At 71.2% G+C, this 18,873-nt stretch carries 19 protein-coding genes; 13 read left to right on the top strand and 6 right to left on the bottom strand.

Annotation, left to right across the window (positions count from 1 at the left end; all coding sequences use genetic code 11):
* Positions 1-122: 122 nt before the first annotated feature.
* From AMK11_RS08515 to AMK11_RS08475, 9 genes are all read left to right on the top strand, one after another.
* On the top strand, positions 123-1,367 hold the full coding sequence (locus AMK11_RS08515) for a M20 family metallopeptidase (RefSeq protein WP_073724799.1): 1,245 nt from the start codon (positions 123-125) through the stop codon (positions 1,365-1,367).
* A 238-nt stretch (positions 1,368-1,605) separates the two neighbouring features.
* Entirely contained in the window at positions 1,606-2,658 is a 1,053-nt protein-coding gene (locus AMK11_RS08510) for a BMP family lipoprotein (protein WP_073724798.1), read from the top strand.
* Positions 2,659-2,932: 274 nt separating this feature from the next.
* Positions 2,933-3,982 carry a BMP family lipoprotein gene (locus AMK11_RS08505; RefSeq protein ID WP_073724797.1) on the top strand — a complete coding sequence of 350 codons (1,050 nt, stop codon included), beginning with the start codon at positions 2,933-2,935 and terminating at the stop codon, positions 3,980-3,982.
* 225 nt (positions 3,983-4,207) lie between these two features.
* Positions 4,208-5,767: an ABC transporter ATP-binding protein gene (locus AMK11_RS08500; RefSeq protein ID WP_073724796.1), complete on the top strand. Its 1,560-nt coding sequence runs from the start codon at positions 4,208-4,210 to the stop codon at positions 5,765-5,767.
* Positions 5,767-6,891, top strand: coding sequence for an ABC transporter permease (locus AMK11_RS08495; protein ID WP_073724795.1), 1,125 nt, complete (start codon positions 5,767-5,769; stop codon positions 6,889-6,891). The genes AMK11_RS08500 and AMK11_RS08495 overlap by 1 nt, the downstream gene beginning before the upstream one ends.
* Positions 6,888-8,153 carry an ABC transporter permease gene (locus AMK11_RS08490; RefSeq protein WP_073724794.1) on the top strand — a complete coding sequence of 422 codons (1,266 nt, stop codon included), beginning with the start codon at positions 6,888-6,890 and terminating at the stop codon, positions 8,151-8,153. Before AMK11_RS08495 ends, AMK11_RS08490 begins: the two co-directional genes overlap by 4 nt.
* Positions 8,150-8,542 (top strand): cytidine deaminase, encoded by a 393-nt coding sequence (locus AMK11_RS08485; RefSeq protein ID WP_073724793.1) that lies wholly within the window; start codon positions 8,150-8,152, stop codon positions 8,540-8,542. The genes AMK11_RS08490 and AMK11_RS08485 overlap by 4 nt, the downstream gene beginning before the upstream one ends.
* A 14-nt stretch (positions 8,543-8,556) precedes the next feature.
* Positions 8,557-9,840 carry a thymidine phosphorylase gene (locus AMK11_RS08480; RefSeq protein WP_073724792.1) on the top strand — a complete coding sequence of 428 codons (1,284 nt, stop codon included), beginning with the start codon at positions 8,557-8,559 and terminating at the stop codon, positions 9,838-9,840.
* Between the two features lie 74 nt (positions 9,841-9,914).
* On the top strand, positions 9,915-10,316 hold the full coding sequence (locus AMK11_RS08475; protein WP_338012641.1) for a Uma2 family endonuclease: 402 nt from the start codon (positions 9,915-9,917) through the stop codon (positions 10,314-10,316).
* A 190-nt stretch (positions 10,317-10,506) separates the two neighbouring features.
* Here the strand turns inward: AMK11_RS08475 and AMK11_RS08470 are convergent, their stop codons facing one another.
* A complete protein-coding gene (locus tag AMK11_RS08470; protein ID WP_073724791.1) occupies positions 10,507-11,427 on the bottom strand; it encodes an AEC family transporter in 921 nt (306 codons plus the stop codon).
* 126 nt (positions 11,428-11,553) lie between these two features.
* Between AMK11_RS08470 and AMK11_RS08465 the strand changes: the two genes are divergently transcribed.
* Positions 11,554-11,940 (top strand): STAS domain-containing protein, encoded by a 387-nt coding sequence (locus AMK11_RS08465; RefSeq protein ID WP_073724790.1) that lies wholly within the window; start codon positions 11,554-11,556, stop codon positions 11,938-11,940.
* On the opposite strand, the gene AMK11_RS08460 is transcribed toward AMK11_RS08465, so the two are convergent.
* Positions 11,833-12,837 carry a sigma-70 family RNA polymerase sigma factor gene (locus AMK11_RS08460; protein WP_073724789.1) on the bottom strand — a complete coding sequence of 335 codons (1,005 nt, stop codon included), beginning with the start codon at positions 12,835-12,837 and terminating at the stop codon, positions 11,833-11,835. The genes AMK11_RS08465 and AMK11_RS08460 overlap by 108 nt on opposite strands.
* A gap of 143 nt (positions 12,838-12,980) precedes the next feature.
* Positions 12,981-14,282: an MFS transporter gene (locus tag AMK11_RS08455; RefSeq protein ID WP_073724788.1), complete on the bottom strand. Its 1,302-nt coding sequence runs from the start codon at positions 14,280-14,282 to the stop codon at positions 12,981-12,983.
* Positions 14,283-14,345: 63 nt separating this feature from the next.
* On the opposite strand from AMK11_RS08455, the gene AMK11_RS08450 reads away from it, so the two are divergent.
* On the top strand, positions 14,346-15,299 hold the full coding sequence (locus AMK11_RS08450; RefSeq protein ID WP_073724787.1) for a LysR family transcriptional regulator: 954 nt from the start codon (positions 14,346-14,348) through the stop codon (positions 15,297-15,299).
* Between the two features lie 13 nt (positions 15,300-15,312).
* Here the strand turns inward: AMK11_RS08450 and AMK11_RS08445 are convergent, their stop codons facing one another.
* Positions 15,313-16,074: an alpha/beta hydrolase gene (locus AMK11_RS08445; protein ID WP_079187313.1), complete on the bottom strand. Its 762-nt coding sequence runs from the start codon at positions 16,072-16,074 to the stop codon at positions 15,313-15,315.
* Between the two features lie 133 nt (positions 16,075-16,207).
* On the opposite strand from AMK11_RS08445, the gene AMK11_RS08440 reads away from it, so the two are divergent.
* Positions 16,208-17,377: an adenosine deaminase gene (locus AMK11_RS08440; RefSeq protein ID WP_073724785.1), complete on the top strand. Its 1,170-nt coding sequence runs from the start codon at positions 16,208-16,210 to the stop codon at positions 17,375-17,377.
* Positions 17,378-17,515: 138 nt separating this feature from the next.
* Positions 17,516-17,884 (top strand): ATP-binding protein, encoded by a 369-nt coding sequence (locus tag AMK11_RS08435; RefSeq protein ID WP_073724784.1) that lies wholly within the window; start codon positions 17,516-17,518, stop codon positions 17,882-17,884.
* A 114-nt stretch (positions 17,885-17,998) separates the two neighbouring features.
* Here the strand turns inward: AMK11_RS08435 and AMK11_RS08430 are convergent, their stop codons facing one another.
* Both AMK11_RS08430 and AMK11_RS08425 read right to left on the bottom strand, forming a co-directional pair.
* Complete coding sequence (locus AMK11_RS08430) at positions 17,999-18,202, bottom strand: PspC domain-containing protein (RefSeq protein ID WP_073724783.1); 204 nt, start codon at positions 18,200-18,202, stop codon at positions 17,999-18,001.
* 95 nt (positions 18,203-18,297) lie between these two features.
* A complete protein-coding gene (locus tag AMK11_RS08425; protein WP_073724782.1) occupies positions 18,298-18,849 on the bottom strand; it encodes a VanZ family protein in 552 nt (183 codons plus the stop codon).
* Positions 18,850-18,873: the final 24 nt, after the last annotated feature.

The raw sequence follows: 18,873 nt of genomic DNA, 5'->3' as shown, positions 1-18,873 counted from the left end.
CACCTCCGGCGACACCCATGCGCCGCACGGCCAACTTTTCTTCCCCTAACGGGCTGAACTTTTGTTGATCGCGGGACAGTTGACCGCCCCGGCGTCCTACCCTTCAGAGGGTGAAGCAACTGATGTCCCTGTCCCGAGAGACCGAGGCCGACCCGTCCGGGGAAACGGTGCTTCCCGGCACCCTGCCGGAGGCGCTCCGCGCGGAGCTCGTCGCCTTCCGCCGCGACCTGCACATGCACCCCGAGCTGGGCAACCAGGAGTTCCGCACCACCGCCGCGATCAAGGAACGGCTGGAGCGGGCCGGCCTCAAGCCGCGGGTGCTCCCCGTCGGGACCGGGCTCGTCTGCGACATCGGTACCGGCACCGACTCGGGGCAGTGGGCCGGCGGCCCCCGCATGCTCGCCCTGCGGGCCGACATCGACGCGCTTCCCATCCCGGACACCAAGAGCGAGTGCGAGTACCGCTCGCGCGTCCCCGACCGCGCCCATGCCTGCGGGCACGACGTGCACACCACCGTCGTCCTCGGCACCGGCCTCGTCCTGGCCGCCCTGCACGAGCAGGGCCTGCTGCCCCGGCCCGTGCGGCTGGTCTTCCAGCCGGCCGAGGAGGTGCTGCCCGGCGGCGCCGCCGACGCCATCGAGGGCGGCGCGCTCGACGGGGTGCGCCGCATCCTGGCCGTGCACTGCGACCCCCGGGTGGACGCCGGGCGGATCGGCCTCAGGGTCGGCCCCATCACCTCCGCCTGCGACCGGCTGGAGATCTCCCTCGACGGCCCCGGCGGGCACACCGCCCGCCCGCACCTCACCACCGACCTGGTCACCGCCGCCGCCCGCGTCGTCACCGACGTGCCCCCGCTCGTCGCCCGGCGCGTGGACAGCCGCAGCGGCCTCGCCCTGACCTGGGGACGGATCGAGTCCGGCCACGCGCCGAACGTCATCCCGCAGCACGCCGAACTCGCCGGCACCGTGCGCTGCCTCGACCTCGACGCCTGGCGGCAGGCTCCCGACCTGGTGGTCGGCGCCATCGACGAGATCGCCAACCTCTACCGCGCCAAGTCCGAGATCACCTACGTCCGCGGCGTGCCCCCGGTCGTCAACGAGGTCACCAGCACCGAACTGCTCCAGGCGGCCATGGTCGCCCGGCGCGGCACGGACTCCGTCGAGCCCACCGAGCAGAGCCTCGGCGGCGAGGACTTCTCCTGGTACCTGGAGCACGTGCCCGGCGCCATGGCCCGCCTCGGCGTCCGCCCGCCCGGCGAGCGCGTGATCCGCGACCTCCACCAGGGCGACTTCGACGTGGACGAGGCGGCCATCACCGTCGGCGTGGAGATGTTCACCGCGGCGGCGCTGATCGACGCCGTGCAGTGACCCCGTAGCGGCGAACCCGTCCGCCGGGGTTGCGGCCCCGGCGGGCCGGGGGCAGCCTGATGCACAAGCGCACGAGGCCGCGCCGCACGCCCCTGGCGCGCGCGAAGCACGCCCCTGGCACTCCGCGGCACGAATGGATAACGGCGCCGCGGAACCCCGTTCCCAGGAGTTTCTACGCGCGTTAATCTGCGCCGAACCGAGCACCCGCTGCGGGGCTTTGGAGAATGGGGAACTTCAGATGCGTCGGATATCGAGACTGACCCGCGCCGCGGTGGGGGTCGCGTCGCTCGCACTCGCCGCCACGGCCTGCGGCGGCACCAGCAGCGAAAGCAACAGCGGCGACGAGGGCGGCAAGGACGACAAGGGCCTCGCCATCGCGTACGACATCGGCGGCGAGGGCGACCAGTCCTTCAACGACGCCGCCCACGCGGGCCTCAAGAAGGCGGAGAAGGAGTTCGGCTACAAGACCGCCGCCATCGAGCCCACCGACGGCGAGACCAACGCCGACAAGGAGCAGCGGCTCTCCTCGCTGGCCAAGCAGGGCTACAACCCCGTCATCGGCGTCGGCTTCGCCTACGCGCCGGCGATGAAGACGGTCGCCGAGAAGTACCCGGACACCACCTTCGGCATCGTGGACTCCGTGGTCGAGGGCAAGAACGTCGCCTCCCTCGTCTTCGCCGAGAACGAGGCCTCCTACCTCGCCGGTGTCGCCGCGGCCAAGGCCACCAAGACCAACGTCGTCGGGTTCGTCGGCGGTGTCGACGTCCCGCTGATCCACAAGTTCGAGGCCGGCTACGAGCAGGGTGTCAAGGACACCAACCCCAAGGTCAAGGTCATCTCGCAGTACCTGACGCAGACCGCGGAGGAGGGCGGCTTCTCCAGCCCCGACAAGGGCCGCGCCGCCGCCGAGGGCCAGATCGAGAAGAAGGCCGACGTCGTCTACCAGGCCGCCGGCCTCTCCGGCCAGGGCGTGATCGAGGCCGCCGCGAAGGCGAAGGTCTGGGCGATCGGCGTCGACTCCGACCAGTACAAGCAGGAAGCCCTCGCGGCGTACAAGGACTCCATCCTGACCTCCGCGCTCAAGGACATCGACGGCGCGGTGTACGCGCTGGCGAAGTCGGTCGAGGACGGCAAGCCGCTGACCGGCGTGCAGACCTTCGACCTGGAGTCGGACGGTGTGGGCCTGTCCGACGCCAACCCGAAGTACGCCGAGATCCCGGGCCTGACGGACGCCGTGGCCAAGGCCAAGGAAGGCATTATCTCCGGCTCCATCAAGGTGAAGACGGAGTAGCCCCGCACAGCACCACACGAAGCGGGCGGGCGCCCCGGGCGCCCGCCCGCTTCGGCATGCCGCGACCGGCCGTCCGCGCCGCCCCGGCGTCACTCTCCGCCGTCCCCCGTTTGCGTCCGGCAAGCCCCGCGGGCCCGCCCCGGCCCCCTTGCTCACGGGCGGATAACAAGAAGGACAGAAGGGGTTTTCAGGCAGGTCTACGCGCGTTAATCTGCGGCGAAGCCAGCGCCGTACCCGAACCGTCCCCGGCGCTTGTACGACAGGAGCACCAGACATGCGCCGGATTTCCCGGATCACGGTCGCAGGCGCAGCGACCGCCTCCCTGGCCCTCGCCCTGACCGCCTGCGGTGGCACCTCGACCTCCTCCGGGTCGTCGGAGTCCAAGGGCGACAAGGGTCTCGCCATCGCCTACGACGTCGGCGGCGAGGGCGACCAGTCCTTCAACGACGCCGCTCACGCCGGCCTGCTGAAGGCGGAGAAGGAGTTCGGCTACAAGACCGCCGCCATCGAGCCCACCGACGGCGAGACCAACGCCGACAAGGAGCAGCGGCTCTCCTCGCTGGCCAAGCAGGGCTACAACCCGGTCATCGGCGTCGGCTACGCGTACGCCGCCGCGCTGAAGAGCACCGCCGAGAAGTACCCGGACACCACCTTCGGCATCGTGGACGACGCCACGATCGAGGCCGACAACGTGGCCGACCTGGTCTTCAACGAGGAGCAGGCCTCCTACCTCGCCGGTGTCGCCGCCGCCAAGACCACCAAGACCAACACGGTCGGCTTCGTGGGCGGCGTGGACATCCCGCTGATCCACAAGTTCCAGGCGGGCTACGAGCAGGGTGTCAAGGACACCAACCCCAAGGTCAAGGTCATCTCGCAGTACCTGACGCAGACCGCGGAGGAGGGCGGCTTCTCCAGCCCCGACAAGGGCCAGACCGCCGCCGAGGGCCAGATCGAGAAGAAGGCCGACGTCGTGTTCGCGGCGGCCGGTCTCTCCGGCCAGGGCGTGATCGAGGCCGCCGCCGCCAACAAGGTGTGGGCGATCGGCGTCGACTCCGACCAGTACAAGCAGGACGCCCTCGCGAAGTACAAGGACTGGATCCTGACTTCGGCCACCAAGGACGTCGCCAAGGCGGTCTACAACCTCGCGAAGTCGGTCGAGGACGGCAAGCCCGAGACCGGTATCGTTCGGGGCGATCTGAAGTCCGGCGAGGTCGGCCTCTCGAACTCCAACCCGAAGTTCGCGGACAATGCCGAACTCCAGGCAGCCATCAAGACGGCCAAGGAGAAGATCGTCAGCGGCGAGATCAAGGTCAAGAGCAGCTGATCACCAGCAGTACCTCGAACAGCGTGTAACCGCGGTGGTCGCACCGCTCGACGGGGTACGGGGAGGACGCCCCCGGGTCCCTCCCCGTACCCCGTCGTGTCGATGTGCCGCCGCCGCTTTTAGATGCCGTAGGGGCGCTACGCGCGTAGACGGCCCCCGTCCCCAGGAGAGTGCGCCATCAACGCGTCCAGCAGCCCTCCGGCCAAAGCGGCGGTCAACGAATCGGTGACCGCCGTCGAGCTCGCCGGGATCACCAAGCGGTTCCCCGGCGTCGTGGCCAACCACGACATCCACCTCACCGTCCGCAAGGGCACCGTCCACGCCCTCGTCGGCGAGAACGGCGCCGGCAAGTCCACCCTGATGAAGATCCTCTACGGCATGCAGAAGCCGGACGAGGGCACCATCACGGTCGACGGCGAGAAGGTGAGCTTCTCCTCGCCCGCCGACGCCATCGTCCGCGGCATCGGCATGGTCCACCAGCACTTCATGCTCGCCGACAACCTCACGGTCCTCGAGAACGTGGTCCTCGGCAGCGAGAAGCTCTACGGCATCGGCGCCAGGGCCCGCCGCAAGATCAAGGAGATCTCCGAGCGCTACGGCCTCGGCGTGGAGCCCGACCGCCTGGTCGAGGAGCTCGGCGTCGCCGCCCGCCAGCGCGTGGAGATCCTCAAGGTCCTCTACCGCGGCGCCCGCACCCTCATCCTCGACGAGCCCACCGCCGTCCTCGTGCCCCAGGAGGTCGACGCGCTCTTCGACAACCTGCGCGAGCTCAAGGCCGAGGGCCTGTCCGTCATCTTCATCTCGCACAAGCTGGGCGAGGTGCTGTCCGTCGCCGACGACATCACCGTCATCCGGCGCGGCACGACGGTCGGCACCGCCGTCCCGTCCGAGACCACCCCGCGCCAGCTCGCCGAGCTGATGGTCGGCAGCGAGCTGCCCACCCCCGAGACCGCCGAGTCCACGGTCACCGACCGTCCGGTCCTCGCCGTCGACACGCTGCGCCTGGCGGCCCCCGGCGGCAAGGCCCTCCTCGACGACATCTCCTTCACCATCCACGCCGGCGAGGTGCTGGGCATCGCCGGCGTCGAGGGCAACGGCCAGACCGAACTGGTCGACGCCCTCATCGGCCTGCGCCACGCCGACTCCGGCACCATCCGCTTCCTCGACGAGGACATCACGGCGCTGCCCACCCGCAAGCGCCGCGAGCAGGGCGTCGGCTACATCCCCGAGGACCGCCACCGCCACGGCCTGCTCCTGGAGGCCCCCCTCTGGGAGAACCGCATCCTCGGCCACGTCACCGAGAAGCCCAACAGCAAGGGCGTCTGGCTCGACCTCAAGGGCGCCCAGGACGACACCCGCCGCATCGTCGAGACCTACGACGTCCGCACCCCCGGCATCGACGTCACCGCCGCCTCCCTGTCCGGCGGCAACCAGCAGAAGCTGATCGTCGGCCGCGAGATGAGCCACAAGCCGCGCTTCCTCATCGCGGCCCACCCCACCCGCGGTGTGGACGTCGGCGCGCAGGCCGCCATCTGGGACCACATCCGCGAGGCCCGCCGCGAGGGCCTGGCCGTCCTGCTGATCTCCGCCGACCTGGACGAGCTGATCGGCCTGTCCGACACCCTCCGGGTGATCTACGACGGCAAGCTGGTCGCCGACGCCGACCCGGCCACCATCACCCCCGAGGAGCTGGGCTCGGCCATGACCGGTGCCGCCTCCGGACACCTCGAACACGAAGAGACCCCGGCCGACGGCGGCCCGGGCGCGGAAGACGAGGCCCGCTGATGAAGAAGTTCGACAAGGAGCGCGTGCTCCTCGCGGTGGCCGGACCGGTCATCGCGCTCGCCGTGGCCTTCGTGCTCAGCGCGATCGTCCTGATCGCTTCGGGCAAGAACCCGGTCGAACCGTTCGCCCTGATGTTCGAGCAGGCCGGATTCTCCGACATCCAGGTTCTGATCATCAACCAGGCGTCGATGTACTACATCGCGGCCCTCGCGGTGGCCATTGGCTTCCGGATGAACCTGTTCAACATCGGCGTCGACGGCCAGTACCAGCTCGCCGCCATGATGGCCGCGATCGTCGGTGCCCACGCCAACCTGCCCGCCTTCCTCCAGATCCCGCTGCTCCTGCTGACCGCCGTCCTCACCGGCGCCTTCTGGTCCGGCATCGCCGGTGTCCTCAAGGTGACCCGGGGCGTCAGCGAGGTCGTCGCGACGATCATGCTGAACGCGATCGCCACCTCCGTCATCGGCTACCTGTGGCTGCCCGACGTCTTCGGCGTCAAGATCGGCAACAACAACACCACCGGCGAGATGCACGAGTCCGGCTGGATCCCCGGCATCGACATGGGCGCCGCCGGCGAGATCTACGGCCTGGTGATCCTCGCCGTCCTCCTCGGCATCGGCTACTGGGTGGTCCTCAACCGCACCCGCTTCGGCTTCGACCTGCGCGCCTCCGGCGCCTCCGAGTCCGCCGCCGCGGCCAGCGGCGTCAACCCGAAGCGCATGGTGCTCACCGCGATGCTGCTCTCCGGCGGCCTCGCCGGCCTCGCGGGCCTGCCGATCCTCCTCGGCGACACCCACACCTACAGCCTCAACTTCCCCACCGGCATCGGCTTCCTCGGCATCGGCATCGCCCTGCTCGGCCGCAACAGCCCCGTCGGTATCGCCTTCGCCGCCCTGCTGTGGGCCTGGCTCGACAAGGCCAGCCCCGAGCTGGACTTCCACGGCTACGACAAGGAGATCGCGGTCATCATGCAGGGCCTGATCGTGCTCTCGGTCGTCGTCTCCTACGAGGCCGTCCGCGAGTGGGGCCTGCGCCGCCAGCAGCGCCGCGTCGGCGCGGAGCTGGCCGCCGGTCACGTCCTCGGCGCCACCGACAACACCAAGAAGGAGGTGGCTGGCCGATGACCACCGCAACCGACCTCAACCAGCCCACGCTGGAGCACGGGGCCCCGGCCGGCCGCCGGATCTCGCTGCCCGTCCTGCTGCTGATCATCGCCGGCGCCCTGGCACTGACCTCCATCGTCCGCCTGATCACCGGCGCCAACGGCATCACCAACGTCAGCCAGATGTCCACCGCGCTCCAGCTCGCCGTGCCGATCGGCCTGGCCGGTCTCGGCGGCCTGTGGGCCGAACGCGCGGGCGTCATCAACATCGGCCTCGAGGGCATGCTGATCCTCGGCACCTGGTTCGGTGCCTGGGCCGGCTTCCAGTGGGGTCCGTGGACCGGCGTCCTGATGGGCATCGTCGGCGGCGCGCTCGGCGGCCTGCTGCACGCCATCGTGACGATCACCTTCAAGGTCAACCACATCGTCTCCGGTGTGGCCATCAACATCCTCGCCCTCGGCGCCACCCGCTACCTGGCCCCCCTCGCCTTCGAGGGCCACCAGGGCGGCTCCGCCAAGCAGTCCCCGCCCGTCGACGACCTCGGCCACTTCTCGGTGCCGGGCCTTTCCAGCGCCCTGGAGAGCCTCAACGACCAGCACTGGTTCTTCGTCTCCGACATCGCCGGCCTGCTCGGCGGCCTGGTCACCGACGTCTCCTGGCTCACCCTGATCGCCGTCGCGCTCATCCCGGGCAGCTGGTACGTCCTGTGGCGCACCCCGTTCGGCCTCCGCCTGCGCTCCTGCGGCGAGAACCCGGTCGCCGCCGAGTCCCTCGGCGTCAACGTCTACAAGTACAAGTACCTCGCCGTGATCATCTCCGGCGGCCTGGCCGGCCTCGGCGGCGTCTTCCTCTCCATCGTCGCCAACCCCTTCTACCTGGAGGGCCAGACCAGCGGCCGCGGCTACATCGGCCTCGCGGCGATGATCTTCGGCAACTGGATGCCGGGCGGCCTCGCCATCGGCGCCGGCCTCTTCGGCTACACCGACAGCCTCAACCTGCGCGGCGGCTCCGCCAACGTCCACGCCCTGCTGCTGCTCGGCGCGCTGCTGCTGCTCGCCGGCGCCATCTGGCTCGTGATCCGCAAGAAGTACGTCAAGGCCGCGATCACCGTGGTCATCGGCGCCCTGGTCTTCGCCTGGTACGCCACCACCGACGACGTCCCCAACCAGGTCGTCTCCGCCACGCCGTACGTCGTCACCCTCGTCGTCCTCGCTTTGTCCGCGCAGCGGCTGCGGATGCCGAAGGCGAACGGCATGCAGTACCGGAAGGGACAGGGCAAATGACCGACGTCGACTGGGGCGCGCTGCGCACGGCGGCCCGCGAGGCGATGGGCCACGCCTACGCCCCGTACTCCGGGTACGCCGTCGGCGCCGCCGCCCTGGTCGACGACGGCCGCACCGTCACCGGCTGCAACGTCGAGAACGCCAGCTACGGCATCGGCCTGTGCGCCGAGTGCGGGCTCGTCTCCCAGCTCCAGCTCACCGGCGGCGGCCGGCTGACGCACTTCGCCTGCGTCGACGGCCACGGCGAGATCCTCGTCCCGTGCGGCCGCTGCCGGCAGCTGCTGTACGAGTTCGGCGGCCCGGAGCTGCTGCTGGAGACGCCGGAGGGCATCCTCCCCCTGTCCCGGATGCTCCCGCAGGCCTTCGGCCCCGACCACCTCACCAAGTAAGGAAGCGAGCCTCCATGGCCATGGACGTCATCTCCGTCATCCGCACCAAGCGGGACCGCGGCGAACTCAGCGACGAGCAGATCGACTGGGTCATCGACGCCTACACGCGCGGCGCGGTGGCCGACGAGCAGATGTCCTCGCTCGCGATGGCGATCCTGCTCAACGGCATGAACCGGGGCGAGATCGCCCGCTGGACCGCCGCGATGATCGCCTCCGGCGAGCGCATGGACTTCTCGTCCCTGTCCCGCCCGACCGCCGACAAGCACTCCACGGGCGGCGTCGGCGACAAGATCACCCTGCCGCTCGCCCCGCTGGTCGCGGCCTGCGGCGCGGCCGTCCCGCAGCTCTCCGGCCGTGGCCTCGGCCACACCGGCGGCACCCTGGACAAGCTGGAGTCCATCCCCGGCTGGCGCGCCCTGCTCTCCAACGAGGAGATGATGGACGTCCTCGACGGGGTGGGCGCGGTGATCTGCGCGGCCGGTGACGGTCTGGCCCCCGCCGACAAGAAGCTCTACGCCCTCCGGGACGTCACCGGCACGGTCGAGGCGATCCCGCTGATCGCCTCCTCCATCATGTCCAAGAAGATCGCCGAGGGCACCGGCTCCCTGGTCCTGGACGTGAAGGTGGGCAGCGGCGCCTTCATGAAGACCATCGAGGACGCGCGGGAGCTGGCGTCGACGATGGTCGGCCTCGGCACCGACCACGGCGTGAAGACCGTCGCGCTCCTCACGGACATGGCGACGCCCCTCGGTCTCACCGCGGGCAACGCCCTGGAGGTCCGCGAGTCGGTCGAGGTCCTGGCGGGCGGCGGCCCGGCGGACGTGGTCGAGCTGACCCTCGCCCTGGCCCGCGAGATGCTCGACGCGGCGGGCCTGCCCGACGCCGACCCGGCGAAGGCCCTCGCCGACGGCTCCGCGATGGACGTCTGGCGCCGCATGATCGCGGCCCAGGGCGGCGACCCGGACGCGGCCCTGCCCACGTCGAAGGAACAGCACGTGGTGAAGGCGGGCGCCTCCGGTGTCCTGACCCGCCTCGACGCCTACGACATCGGCGTCGCCGCCTGGCGCCTGGGCGCGGGCCGTGCCCGCAAGGAGGACCCGGTGCAGGCCGCCGCGGGCGTCGAACTCCACGCCAAGCCCGGCGACACGGTCACCGAGGGCCAGCCCCTCCTGACCCTCCACACCGACACCCCGGACCGCTTCGAGTACGCCCTCGCGGCGGTGCAGGGCTCCTACGACGTGGCCCCGGCGGGCACGGACTTCGAGGCATCGCCGGTGGTGCTGGAACGTATCGCCTGACCAGGGGTTTCCTCGATCGGGTGAACGGGACCGGTGGATGTCCGCCGGTCCCGTTCGGCATGTTGACTGACGGGATGCGGGAATTCGAGGGCGACTACATCCTGGCCGACAACGCGTGGGACGAGATCGTCTGGGTCTGGCGTCAGACGGAGGCGCCCAAAGGGTGCAAAGTGGAGATCGTCGAAGGGCTCATCACGGTCACGCCCCTCTCTTCCGTCGCGCACAACGACATCGCCGAACGCGTGCAACGACGCCTCTACGACGTCATCCCGGAACACTGGGGCATCTACCAGCGGCTCCCGCTCGCCGTGCCCGGTCGACTCGGTCTCTTCGAGCCGGACCTGGCTGTGGTGCCGGAGGCGTTGCTGCGTAGGGGAGACGAGCACCTGATCCCCGCGTCCGAGGCCGAACTCGTCGGGGAAATCGTCTCCTCGGCCACGGCGACCAACGACCGCGTCCACAAGCTCGCGGGCTAGGCCCAGGCAGGCACCCCGCTGTACCTCCTGATCGACGGCCTGGCGCCGGGCGGCCCGACCGTCACGCTCTACGGCGAACCCGACGGCGAGACCTACCGGGTTCTGTACGCAGGGAAAGTCGGCGATCCCGTCGTGCTGCCGGCGCCCTTCCAATGCGCGCTGGCCACCACAGAGTTCCCTGGACGCTGACTCACCCCAGAACCGCCGCCACCCCCACCAGCACCGGCACCGAAACCACCGTCGACACCAGGATCGCGTCCCGCGCCAGCCGCTCGCCCACCCCGTACGTCGACGCGTACGTGTACAGGTTCTGTGCCGCCGGGAGCGCCGACGTCACCACCACGTCGAGCAGTTGGGCGCCCCGCAGACCGAACACCCCGGACGCCAGCGCCCAGGCCACCGCCGGCTGACCCACCGTCTTCAACGCCACCGCCAGCAGCACCGGCCGCCGTTCCACGCCCCGCAGCGGCATCGTGGAGCCGCACAGGCCGATGCCGAAGGCCAGCAGGACCGCCGGGACCGACATGTTGCCGATCAGGGTCACCGGGTCCATGACCGCGTCCGGCACCCGCAGCCCACTCGCGGCGACCGCGACCCCGGCCAGCGAGCCCAGCGCTATCGGATTGCGCAGCGGCGTCAGCAGCACCCGCCACAGCGGGCCCTTCCCGCCGTCTCCCGACAGGTCGAGGACGGTCACCGCGATCGGCGTCACCAGCACCAGCTGGAACAGCAGCACCGGCGCCACCAGCGAGGCGTCGCCCAGGACGTACACGGCGATCGGGATGCCGAGGTTCCCGGAGTTGACGTAGCCGGAGCACAGCGCGCCGACCGTAGTCCGGCCCACGCCCCAGCGCCGTACGACGCCCACCGCGACGAAGACGCCGACGACCGCGACCGTGGACAGAGCCGTGACCAGGAGCCGGCTGGAGAAGACCACCGAGAGGTCGGCCGTCGCGAGGGTGGTGAACAGCAGGGCGGGGGAGGCCACGTGGAAGGCGAGCTTGGTCAGGACCTCGCGTCCCTGGGGGCCGAGATGACCCCGCAGGCCGAGTACATAGCCGACGGCGATGACGACCGCGATGACCGCGAAGCCGGTCAGTACTCCCTGCACGGCACCTCCCCGCCGCGTGGGCGGGCCTGGGACGGCATGGCACGGGGAGGGGATGCGTGGGGCATGCAGCTAACCCTCCGGCGGAGGGGACGCGCACGTCAATGTGATCTCGGCGGGCGGACACCGATGAATTCCCGGCCCGCCCCGGGTCTACCGCACGTGGACGCCGTGACACCCGCCGTACTCGTGCTGCCGGGGCCCGTCTCCCGAGGGGAGACACCCCGGCTCTGCGACGAGGTGCGCGCGCTGATGGAAAGCACCCGGGCCGGGGTGGTCGTCTGCGACGTCGGCGGGCTGGGACCGCCAGGGCTCGCCGTCGTCGATCTGCTGGCCCGCCTGGAGCTCACCGCCCGGCGGGCCGGTGGCCGGATCCGGCTGCGCGATCCCGACCCCGCGCTGCACGCCCTACTGGACCTCGTCGGCCTCCGCTTCGAGACGGAGCGGCAGGTCGAACAGCGGGAACCACCGCTTGGTGTCCAGGAAGCAGTGGAACCCGGTGATGCGGCCGTCTGAGATCTCCAGCACCTGCACCGCCCACGGCGCGTAGCCGCCCGCCTCCGGGTCCGGCTTGTAGTGCGCGAACCCGGGCAGCCCGTTGGCGTTGACCGGCAGCAGCCGAGAGTTCGCGCACGCGGCGCCGAGGGTCGTCATGAAACCGGTGATGTCCGCCGAGCCGGACAGCCACAGGTCGAACGGCGGCATCGTCATGATGGCGTCCTCGTGCAGCAGCGCCGTCAGGGCCGTCATGTCGTAGCCCTCGAAGGCCGCGACATAGCGCTCCAGGAGCTTCTGCTGCTCCTCGTCCAGCGGGTCCGAGACCGCCGCCCCGTCACTGTGCTCCGCCCGCTCGGCGAGGGTCGCTCGGGCGCGCTGGAGGGCGCTGTTGACGGAGGCGACCGACGTGCCGAGCAGCTCGGCGACCTCGCTCGCCCGCCACGCCAGCACCTCGCGCAGGATCAGCACGGCCCGCTGTTTGGGCGGCAACTGCTGGAGCGCCGCCATGAAGGCGAGCCGCACCGACTCCTTGGCGACCGCGGCCTCGGCCGGGTCGGCGGTCGTGGGCAGTACCCGGACGTCCGGCATCGGCTCCAGCCAGGTGTTGTCCGGGCGGGGGGAAAGGGCGGCCTGCGCGAGGGGTGTGGAGTCGGTCAGGTCCATCGGGCGGGCCCGCTTGTTGCCCGCGGTCAGCATGTCCAGGCAGACGTTGGTCGCGATGCGGTAGAGCCAGGAGCGGAGGCTGGAGCGGCCCTCGAACTTGTCGTAGCTCCGCCAGGCGCGGACCAGGGTGTCCTGGACCGCGTCCTCGGCCTCGAAGGAGGAGCCGAGCATCCGGTAGCAGTACCCCGTCAGCTCGACCCGGTGCTTCTCCAGCGCGGCATCCAACTCCGTCGTCACGGTGCCGTTGGTCATCGTCCACCCACCCCTGTGGCTTTCCTGTCGTGCGCGTCTTCGCGCCTCGCACTTCGGAAGCTACCGCAGGGGACTGACAATGGCCTGTGCAGTCGGGAAACGTGCAGGTCACAGAGATGTGCCCGACGGCACCTCCGGCGCTTTCAGGCCCGCGCCGGCACGCCCCCGCCCGTGCGCCGCGCCGCCAGCGAACCGGCCACCGTGATCGCCACGACGCCGGACACCGCCAGCAGGCCGACGCCGACCGTCCCGGCCCAGCCGCCGGAGTGGAAGGCCACCGCGCCGACCGTGCTGCCCGCGCTGGAGCCGATGTAGTAGGCGGACTGGTACAGCGCCGAGGCCTGCGCGCGGCCGTGCGTGGCCGTCCGGCTCACCGCCGAGGAGGCCACCGCGTGCCCGGCGAAGAAGCCCGCCGTGATCAGCACCAGGCCCACCAGGACCAGCGGGAGGGAGGGCGCGAGGGAGAGCAGCAGGCCTGCCGCGGTCGTACCGCCGCCCAGGTACAGCGCCCCGCGGCGGCCGAGGCGGCCCACCAGGCGGCCCGCGGTGGACGCCGAGACCGTGCCCACCAGGTACACCAGGAAGATCGAGCCGATCAGGCCCTGCGGGAGCGAGAACGGGGCTTCCGCCAGGCGGTAGCCGATCACGGTGTAGACGCCGCCGAACACCGTCATGAACAGCGCGCCGATCGCGTACAGGCGGCGCAGCAGCGGGTTGGCGAGGTGGTCGCGGACCGTGCGGGCCAGCACCCTCGGGCGCAGCGAGCCCGGGGTGAAGTGCTTCGGCGCCGGCAGCAGCATCCGGAAGGCCACCGCGCACGCCACCGCCACCACGCCGATCACGCCGACGGCGACCCGCCAGCCCCACTCCTGGGCGACCCAGCCGGTGATGACCCGGCCGCTCATCCCGCCGACGCTGTTGCCCGCGACGAACAGGCCGATCGCGGTGACCAGCGCCCGCGGGGTGACCTCCTCCGCCAGGTAGGCGGTCGCCGAGGCGGGCAGCCCCGCCAGCGCCGCGCCCTGCACCGCGCGCAGCGCGACCAGCGCCGGCAGCGACGGGGCGAAGGGGACCAGCAGCCCGACGGTCACCGCGACCGCCAGGGACGCCGTCATGACCGTACGCCGTCCGAACCGCTCCGACAGCGCGCTCATCGGCAGGACGAACACCGCGAGGCCACCGGTCGCCGCGGCCACCGTCCAGCTCGCGTCGCCCGCCGTGACGCCCATGCCGCCGGAGATCAGGGGCAGCAGCGCCTGGGTGGAGTAGAGCAGCGCGAAGGTCGCTACGCCCGCGAGGAAGAGGGCGAGACTCATCCGGCGGTAGCCGGGGCCGCCGGGGGCCATGCGCGACGCGTGGACGTCGGGTGTGCCGGGGACGTCGGGAGCGGAGACGGAAACGGCGGCGCCCACGGTGGTGGACGCCCCGGTATCGGCGGGAGTCATACCGTGACCGTACGGAGACCGCGACTCATCCGTCCAATGCATGGAATGGCCATAATCGTTCCCATGGTGCATCAGCAAAGCTCACAGGGTCGCCTGTCACCTTCCGGTGACACAGAAGACATCGTCGCGCTGCTCGCGCCCCGCCTCGCACACTTCGCCGGCGTGGCCCGTACCGAGCACGTCACCCGGGCCGCGCAGGAGATGAACGTCCCCCAGTCGACGCTCTCCCGTGCCCTCGTCCGCCTCGAAGCGGACCTGGGTGTCGACCTGTTCGTCCGCCGCGGCCGCACCCTCGCGCTGACCGTCGCCGGGCGCACCTTCCTCGGCTCGGTCGAGCGTGCCCTCGCCGAGGTCGAGCGGGCCGCCGAGGAGGTCCGCGCGGACGCCGACCCGGCCACCGGCAAGGTCGCCTTCGGCTTTCTGCACACCATGGGCGCCGAGACCGTCCCCGGCCTGCTGCACGCCTTCCGCGCCGACCATCCCCGGGTGCGCTTCAGTCTCGTCCAGAACTACGGCGAGGCGATGCTGGAACGCCTGCGCGCCGGCGAACTCGACCTGTGCCTGACCTCCCCGGTCCCGGACGCCCACGACCTGGTCGCCCGCCGCCTGGACGAGCAGAAACTGCGCCTGGTCGTCCCCGCCGACCATCCGCTGGCCGGCCGGCGGCGCATCCGCCTCGCCGAGGCCGCCGACGAGAACTTCGTGACCCTGGAGCCCGGATACGGCCTGCGCCGCATCACCGACGCCCTGTGCAAGGAGGCGGGTTTCCGGCCCCGGGTGGCCTTCGAGGGGGAGGAGGCGGAGACCCTGCGGGGCCTGGTCGCCGCCGGTCTCGGCGTCGCGCTCCTGCCGCCGCCCGCGGTGCCCCGCCCCGGCGTGGTGGAACTGACGGTCACGGCGCCGCGCGCGGCCCGGGAGATCGGCGTGGCCTGGCTGGCGGGGCGCACGGACACACCGCCGGTGGCGGCGTTCAAGAAGTTCCTGCTGTCGAGAAGGGGCCACCTCCTCCCGACCTGACCGCAGCGTGCGGCTACCGCCGCAGCGACTTCCCGAACCCCACCGCCAACGGCATCCGCAGCCCCAGGGGCGGGGGAGCGGCCAGCGCGTCCTCCAGCGGGCGGGAGAAGGACTGCCCGAAGAGCGCACCCATCACGAAGTCCTCCGCGAGCGCGGCCACTTCCTCCCGGTAGTGACGCAAGCCGTGGCCGTCGGAGTGGACTTCGAACCGGCACACGGCACGGTTGGCCTTCTTCGCCCGGGAGGCCAGCCGGAACGACAGCTCGGGGTCGCTGCGTTCGTCGTTGGTGCCGTGCACGATCAGCACCTGCCGCCCGGCGAGCTGCTTCACCGGCTCCGGCGACGCGGCCACGTCCTCGTCGGGCAGCCAAGGGGCGATCGCCAGCACGGAACTGACGGCCTCGTGTCCGGCCGCCCGCAGCGCGGCCCGCCCGCCCATGCCGAGGCCGGCCAGGCAGACGGGCACGTCGCCGTAGCGCCGTACGGCCTCGTCGGCGGCCCAGTCGGCGTCGCGGGCGAGGTGGGCCTCCGCACCGTTCCAGCCGCGGTAGCGGTAGTGCACGACATGCGTGGCCAGGCCCTCGTCCCGCCCCGCGCGCGCGAGCCGGCGCCCGAGCGTGCGCACGGAGGCCGCCGTCAGCAGCGGAGACGGTCTGCGGCTGGACACCTCGTCCCCGGCGGGGAGCAGCAGCACCACCCCGCTCACCGCCGTCCGCTCCGGACCGAGCGTTCGCCCCAGCCGGGCCCGACGGACCGGCGTCGCTTGCTGTGCCATGGCAGAACATTCTCAGAAGACCGGGTGTACGCCACCCGTCTTCGCAGTCACCGTTACATATCGGCCGGTTCGTAAAGCTGTGTGTCCGGGCGTTCACCCGGTGCTCTACGCGCGTAGGGGCTAGAGTGCGGAAATGACGAGCCAGAGCACCGCGAAGACCAGCGCGAGGACGCCGACGCCGGACCACATCCGCCGGGCGCCGAAGGTTCTGCTGCACGATCACCTCGACGGCGGGCTGCGCCCCGGCACGGTCGTCGAACTCGCCCGCGCCACGGGCTACTCGAACCTCCCGGAGACCGACGCCGACCAGCTCGGCACCTGGTTCCGCCAGGCCGCCGACTCCGGTTCCCTGGAGCGTTACCTGGAGACCTTCTCCCACACCGTGGGCGTCATGCAGACCCGCGACGCCCTGGTCCGGGTCGCCGCCGAGTGCGCCGAGGACCTCGCCGAGGACGGCGTCGTCTACGCCGAGGTGCGCTACGCCCCCGAGCAGCACCTGGAGGGCGGACTCAGCCTCGAAGAGGTCGTGGAGGCCGTCAACGAGGGCTTCCGGGAGGGCGAGCGGCGGGCCAGGGAGGGCGGCCACCGCATCCGCGTCGGCGCCCTGCTCACCGCCATGCGGCACGCCGCCCGCGCCCTGGAGATCGCCGAACTCGCCAACCGCTACCGCGACCTCGGCGTCGTCGGCTTCGACATCGCGGGCGCCGAGGCCGGCTACCCGCCCACCCGGCACCTGGACGCCTTCGAATACCTCAAGCGGGAGAACAACCACTTCACCATTCACGCGGGTGAGGCCTTCGGGCTGCCGTCCATCTGGCAGGCCCTCCAGTGGTGCGGCGCCGACCGGCTCGGGCACGGCGTGCGCATCATCGACGACATCCAGGTCCACGAGGACGGCACGGTCAAGCTCGGCCGGCTCGCCTCGTACGTCCGGGACAAGCGCATTCCCCTGGAGCTGTGCCCCAGCTCCAACCTCCAGACCGGCGCGGCGGACTCGTACGCCGAGCATCCGATCGGCCTGCTGCGCCGACTGCACTTCCGTGCCACGGTGAACACGGACAACCGGCTGATGTCCCACACCAGCATGAGCCGCGAATTCGAGCACCTTGTCGACGCGTTCGGTTACACGCTCGACGACATGCAGTGGTTCTCCGTCAATGCGATGAAATCAGCGTTCATTCCTTTCGATGAACGACTGGCCATGATCAATGACGTCATCAAGCCCGGATACGCGGAGCTGAAGTCCGAATGGCTGTTCCAGTATACCGCTTCCACCAGCGCATTTGCCGAGGGCGAGGGCTGATCGAGGGAGGACGGTAATACGGAAATGCGGACGGGCTTTCACAATCCGTCCGCATTTCGATGTTTGCCGCCGGGGGCGGTACGTGTTTACGGTCAAGGACCGCTCACATCCCCGTCATCCCATTCGAGGACGCATTTCATGAAGCAGTCTGCTGCCAAGACCCTCGGTGTCGCCGCCCTCGGTGCCGCCTTCGCCGCCGCCGGCGCGGGCGCGGCCACCGCGGCCCCCGCGCTCCCGGACACCGCCCAGACGGTGGACTCCGTCGCCCGGACGCTCCCCGCGGAGACCGTCTCCCAGGTGGTACCCGGCGCCGGCAACATCGTGGAGCAGGGCCGGAAGGTCTCCGCCACGGGCCTCACCGCCGCGCAGCCGGTCGTCGAGCAGGTTGTCGAGCAGCAGCTCTCCGAGGGCCCGACCAAGCCGGTCGCCGGACTCCTCGGCGGTCTGCCCGCGAAGGGCCTGCCCACTCAGGGCCTGCCGGTCAACGGCCTCCCGATCGGCGGCTGACCCAGGGCTCCAGACGCGCCGGAAGGGGCGCACCCGGTGTCGCCGGGTGCGCCCCTTCGGCGTACCAGAGGGGAGGTACGTCCATCGGGCGCCGTCACCTTCGGTGCGGGCCGGTCACCAGGCCGTCCGCGCGGCCTTCTCCTCGGACGGCAGCAGGATCCACAGCGCCAGGTAGAGCAGGAACTGCGGGCCGGGCAGCAGGCAGGAGGCCACGAAGATCACCCGCATCGTGGTGGTGGAGGTGCCGAAGCGCCGGGCCAGCGCGGCGCACACTCCGCCGATCATGCGGCCGTGGGTGGGGCGGGCGAGGCGGGACATCGCGGCTCCTTCGTCAGCGTGTGCGGGGTCTGCCCTGTCGGCTTCCCCTTCATCTGCCCTCCACGCTACGGAGACGAACGGAACAAAGCGTCGCTCTACGGGGCGATACCGACCCTGGGAATCGTCGGGGTCCGACCCTGAGCGGGCTCCTCCTGGGGAACGTCCTCCCGCGGCGCCCGCTCGGACCAGCGACGGACCCGGGCGCGGCCCGCGGGCACGACGGCGAGGTGCACGAGGGCCACGCCCGCCGTGTTCAGCAGCAGCGAGTCGACGTCGACGACCTGGCCGGGCACCCCGGTCTGCAACAGCTCGATGCCCAGCGACAGCAGCGCCGCCGCGGCCGTGGTGCGCAGCAGCGAGCCCAGCGGAGAGACGGCGAGCCGGCCGCTCGCCGCCGGCAGCAGCACGCCCAGCGGCGCCAGCAGCGCCAGCGACCCGCCGATGGCCCGGGCCGCCGCGGGCCAGCCCAGCGCCAGATCGGCGCGGATCCCGTCGAAGGGGTGCAGGTTCGGCGGCAGCACCCAGGGCACGTCCAGCGGCCGCAGCGTGTACCAGGCGACGAACGCGAGATGTGCGACCAGGAGGACACTTCCTGTCACACGGATGCGGAGCGCGGCGCTGCCGCCGAGGAACCCATGACGCTGCACGCCCCCCTAGACGCGGCCGCCGCC

Origin of the sequence: Streptomyces sp. CB02414, from assembly GCF_001905385.1 — a bacterium.
Lineage (GTDB): Bacteria > Actinomycetota > Actinomycetes > Streptomycetales > Streptomycetaceae > Streptomyces.
This window is presented reverse-complemented; position numbering and strand designations above follow the sequence as displayed.

What these genes read in the sequence shown, in the direction of transcription:
- AMK11_RS08515 (WP_073724799.1), top strand. Translation starts at nt 123, where the DNA reads ATGTCCCTGTCCCGAGAGACCGAGGCCGACCCGTCCGGGGAAACGGTG.
- AMK11_RS08510 (WP_073724798.1), top strand. Translation starts at nt 1,606, where the DNA reads ATGCGTCGGATATCGAGACTGACCCGCGCCGCGGTGGGGGTCGCGTCG.
- AMK11_RS08505 (WP_073724797.1), top strand. Translation starts at nt 2,933, where the DNA reads ATGCGCCGGATTTCCCGGATCACGGTCGCAGGCGCAGCGACCGCCTCC.
- AMK11_RS08495 (WP_073724795.1), top strand. Translation starts at nt 5,767, where the DNA reads ATGAAGAAGTTCGACAAGGAGCGCGTGCTCCTCGCGGTGGCCGGACCG.
- AMK11_RS08490 (WP_073724794.1), top strand. Translation starts at nt 6,888, where the DNA reads ATGACCACCGCAACCGACCTCAACCAGCCCACGCTGGAGCACGGGGCC.
- AMK11_RS08485 (WP_073724793.1), top strand. Translation starts at nt 8,150, where the DNA reads ATGACCGACGTCGACTGGGGCGCGCTGCGCACGGCGGCCCGCGAGGCG.
- AMK11_RS08480 (WP_073724792.1), top strand. Translation starts at nt 8,557, where the DNA reads ATGGCCATGGACGTCATCTCCGTCATCCGCACCAAGCGGGACCGCGGC.
- AMK11_RS08475 (WP_338012641.1), top strand. Translation starts at nt 9,915, where the DNA reads ATGCGGGAATTCGAGGGCGACTACATCCTGGCCGACAACGCGTGGGAC.
- AMK11_RS08465 (WP_073724790.1), top strand. Translation starts at nt 11,554, where the DNA reads ATGAATTCCCGGCCCGCCCCGGGTCTACCGCACGTGGACGCCGTGACA.
- AMK11_RS08460 (WP_073724789.1), bottom strand. Translation starts at nt 12,837, where the DNA reads ATGACCAACGGCACCGTGACGACGGAGTTGGATGCCGCGCTGGAGAAG.
- AMK11_RS08455 (WP_073724788.1), bottom strand. Translation starts at nt 14,282, where the DNA reads ATGACTCCCGCCGATACCGGGGCGTCCACCACCGTGGGCGCCGCCGTT.
- AMK11_RS08450 (WP_073724787.1), top strand. Translation starts at nt 14,346, where the DNA reads ATGGTGCATCAGCAAAGCTCACAGGGTCGCCTGTCACCTTCCGGTGAC.
- AMK11_RS08445 (WP_079187313.1), bottom strand. Translation starts at nt 16,074, where the DNA reads ATGGCACAGCAAGCGACGCCGGTCCGTCGGGCCCGGCTGGGGCGAACG.
- AMK11_RS08440 (WP_073724785.1), top strand. Translation starts at nt 16,208, where the DNA reads ATGACGAGCCAGAGCACCGCGAAGACCAGCGCGAGGACGCCGACGCCG.
- AMK11_RS08435 (WP_073724784.1), top strand. Translation starts at nt 17,516, where the DNA reads ATGAAGCAGTCTGCTGCCAAGACCCTCGGTGTCGCCGCCCTCGGTGCC.
- AMK11_RS08430 (WP_073724783.1), bottom strand. Translation starts at nt 18,202, where the DNA reads ATGTCCCGCCTCGCCCGCCCCACCCACGGCCGCATGATCGGCGGAGTG.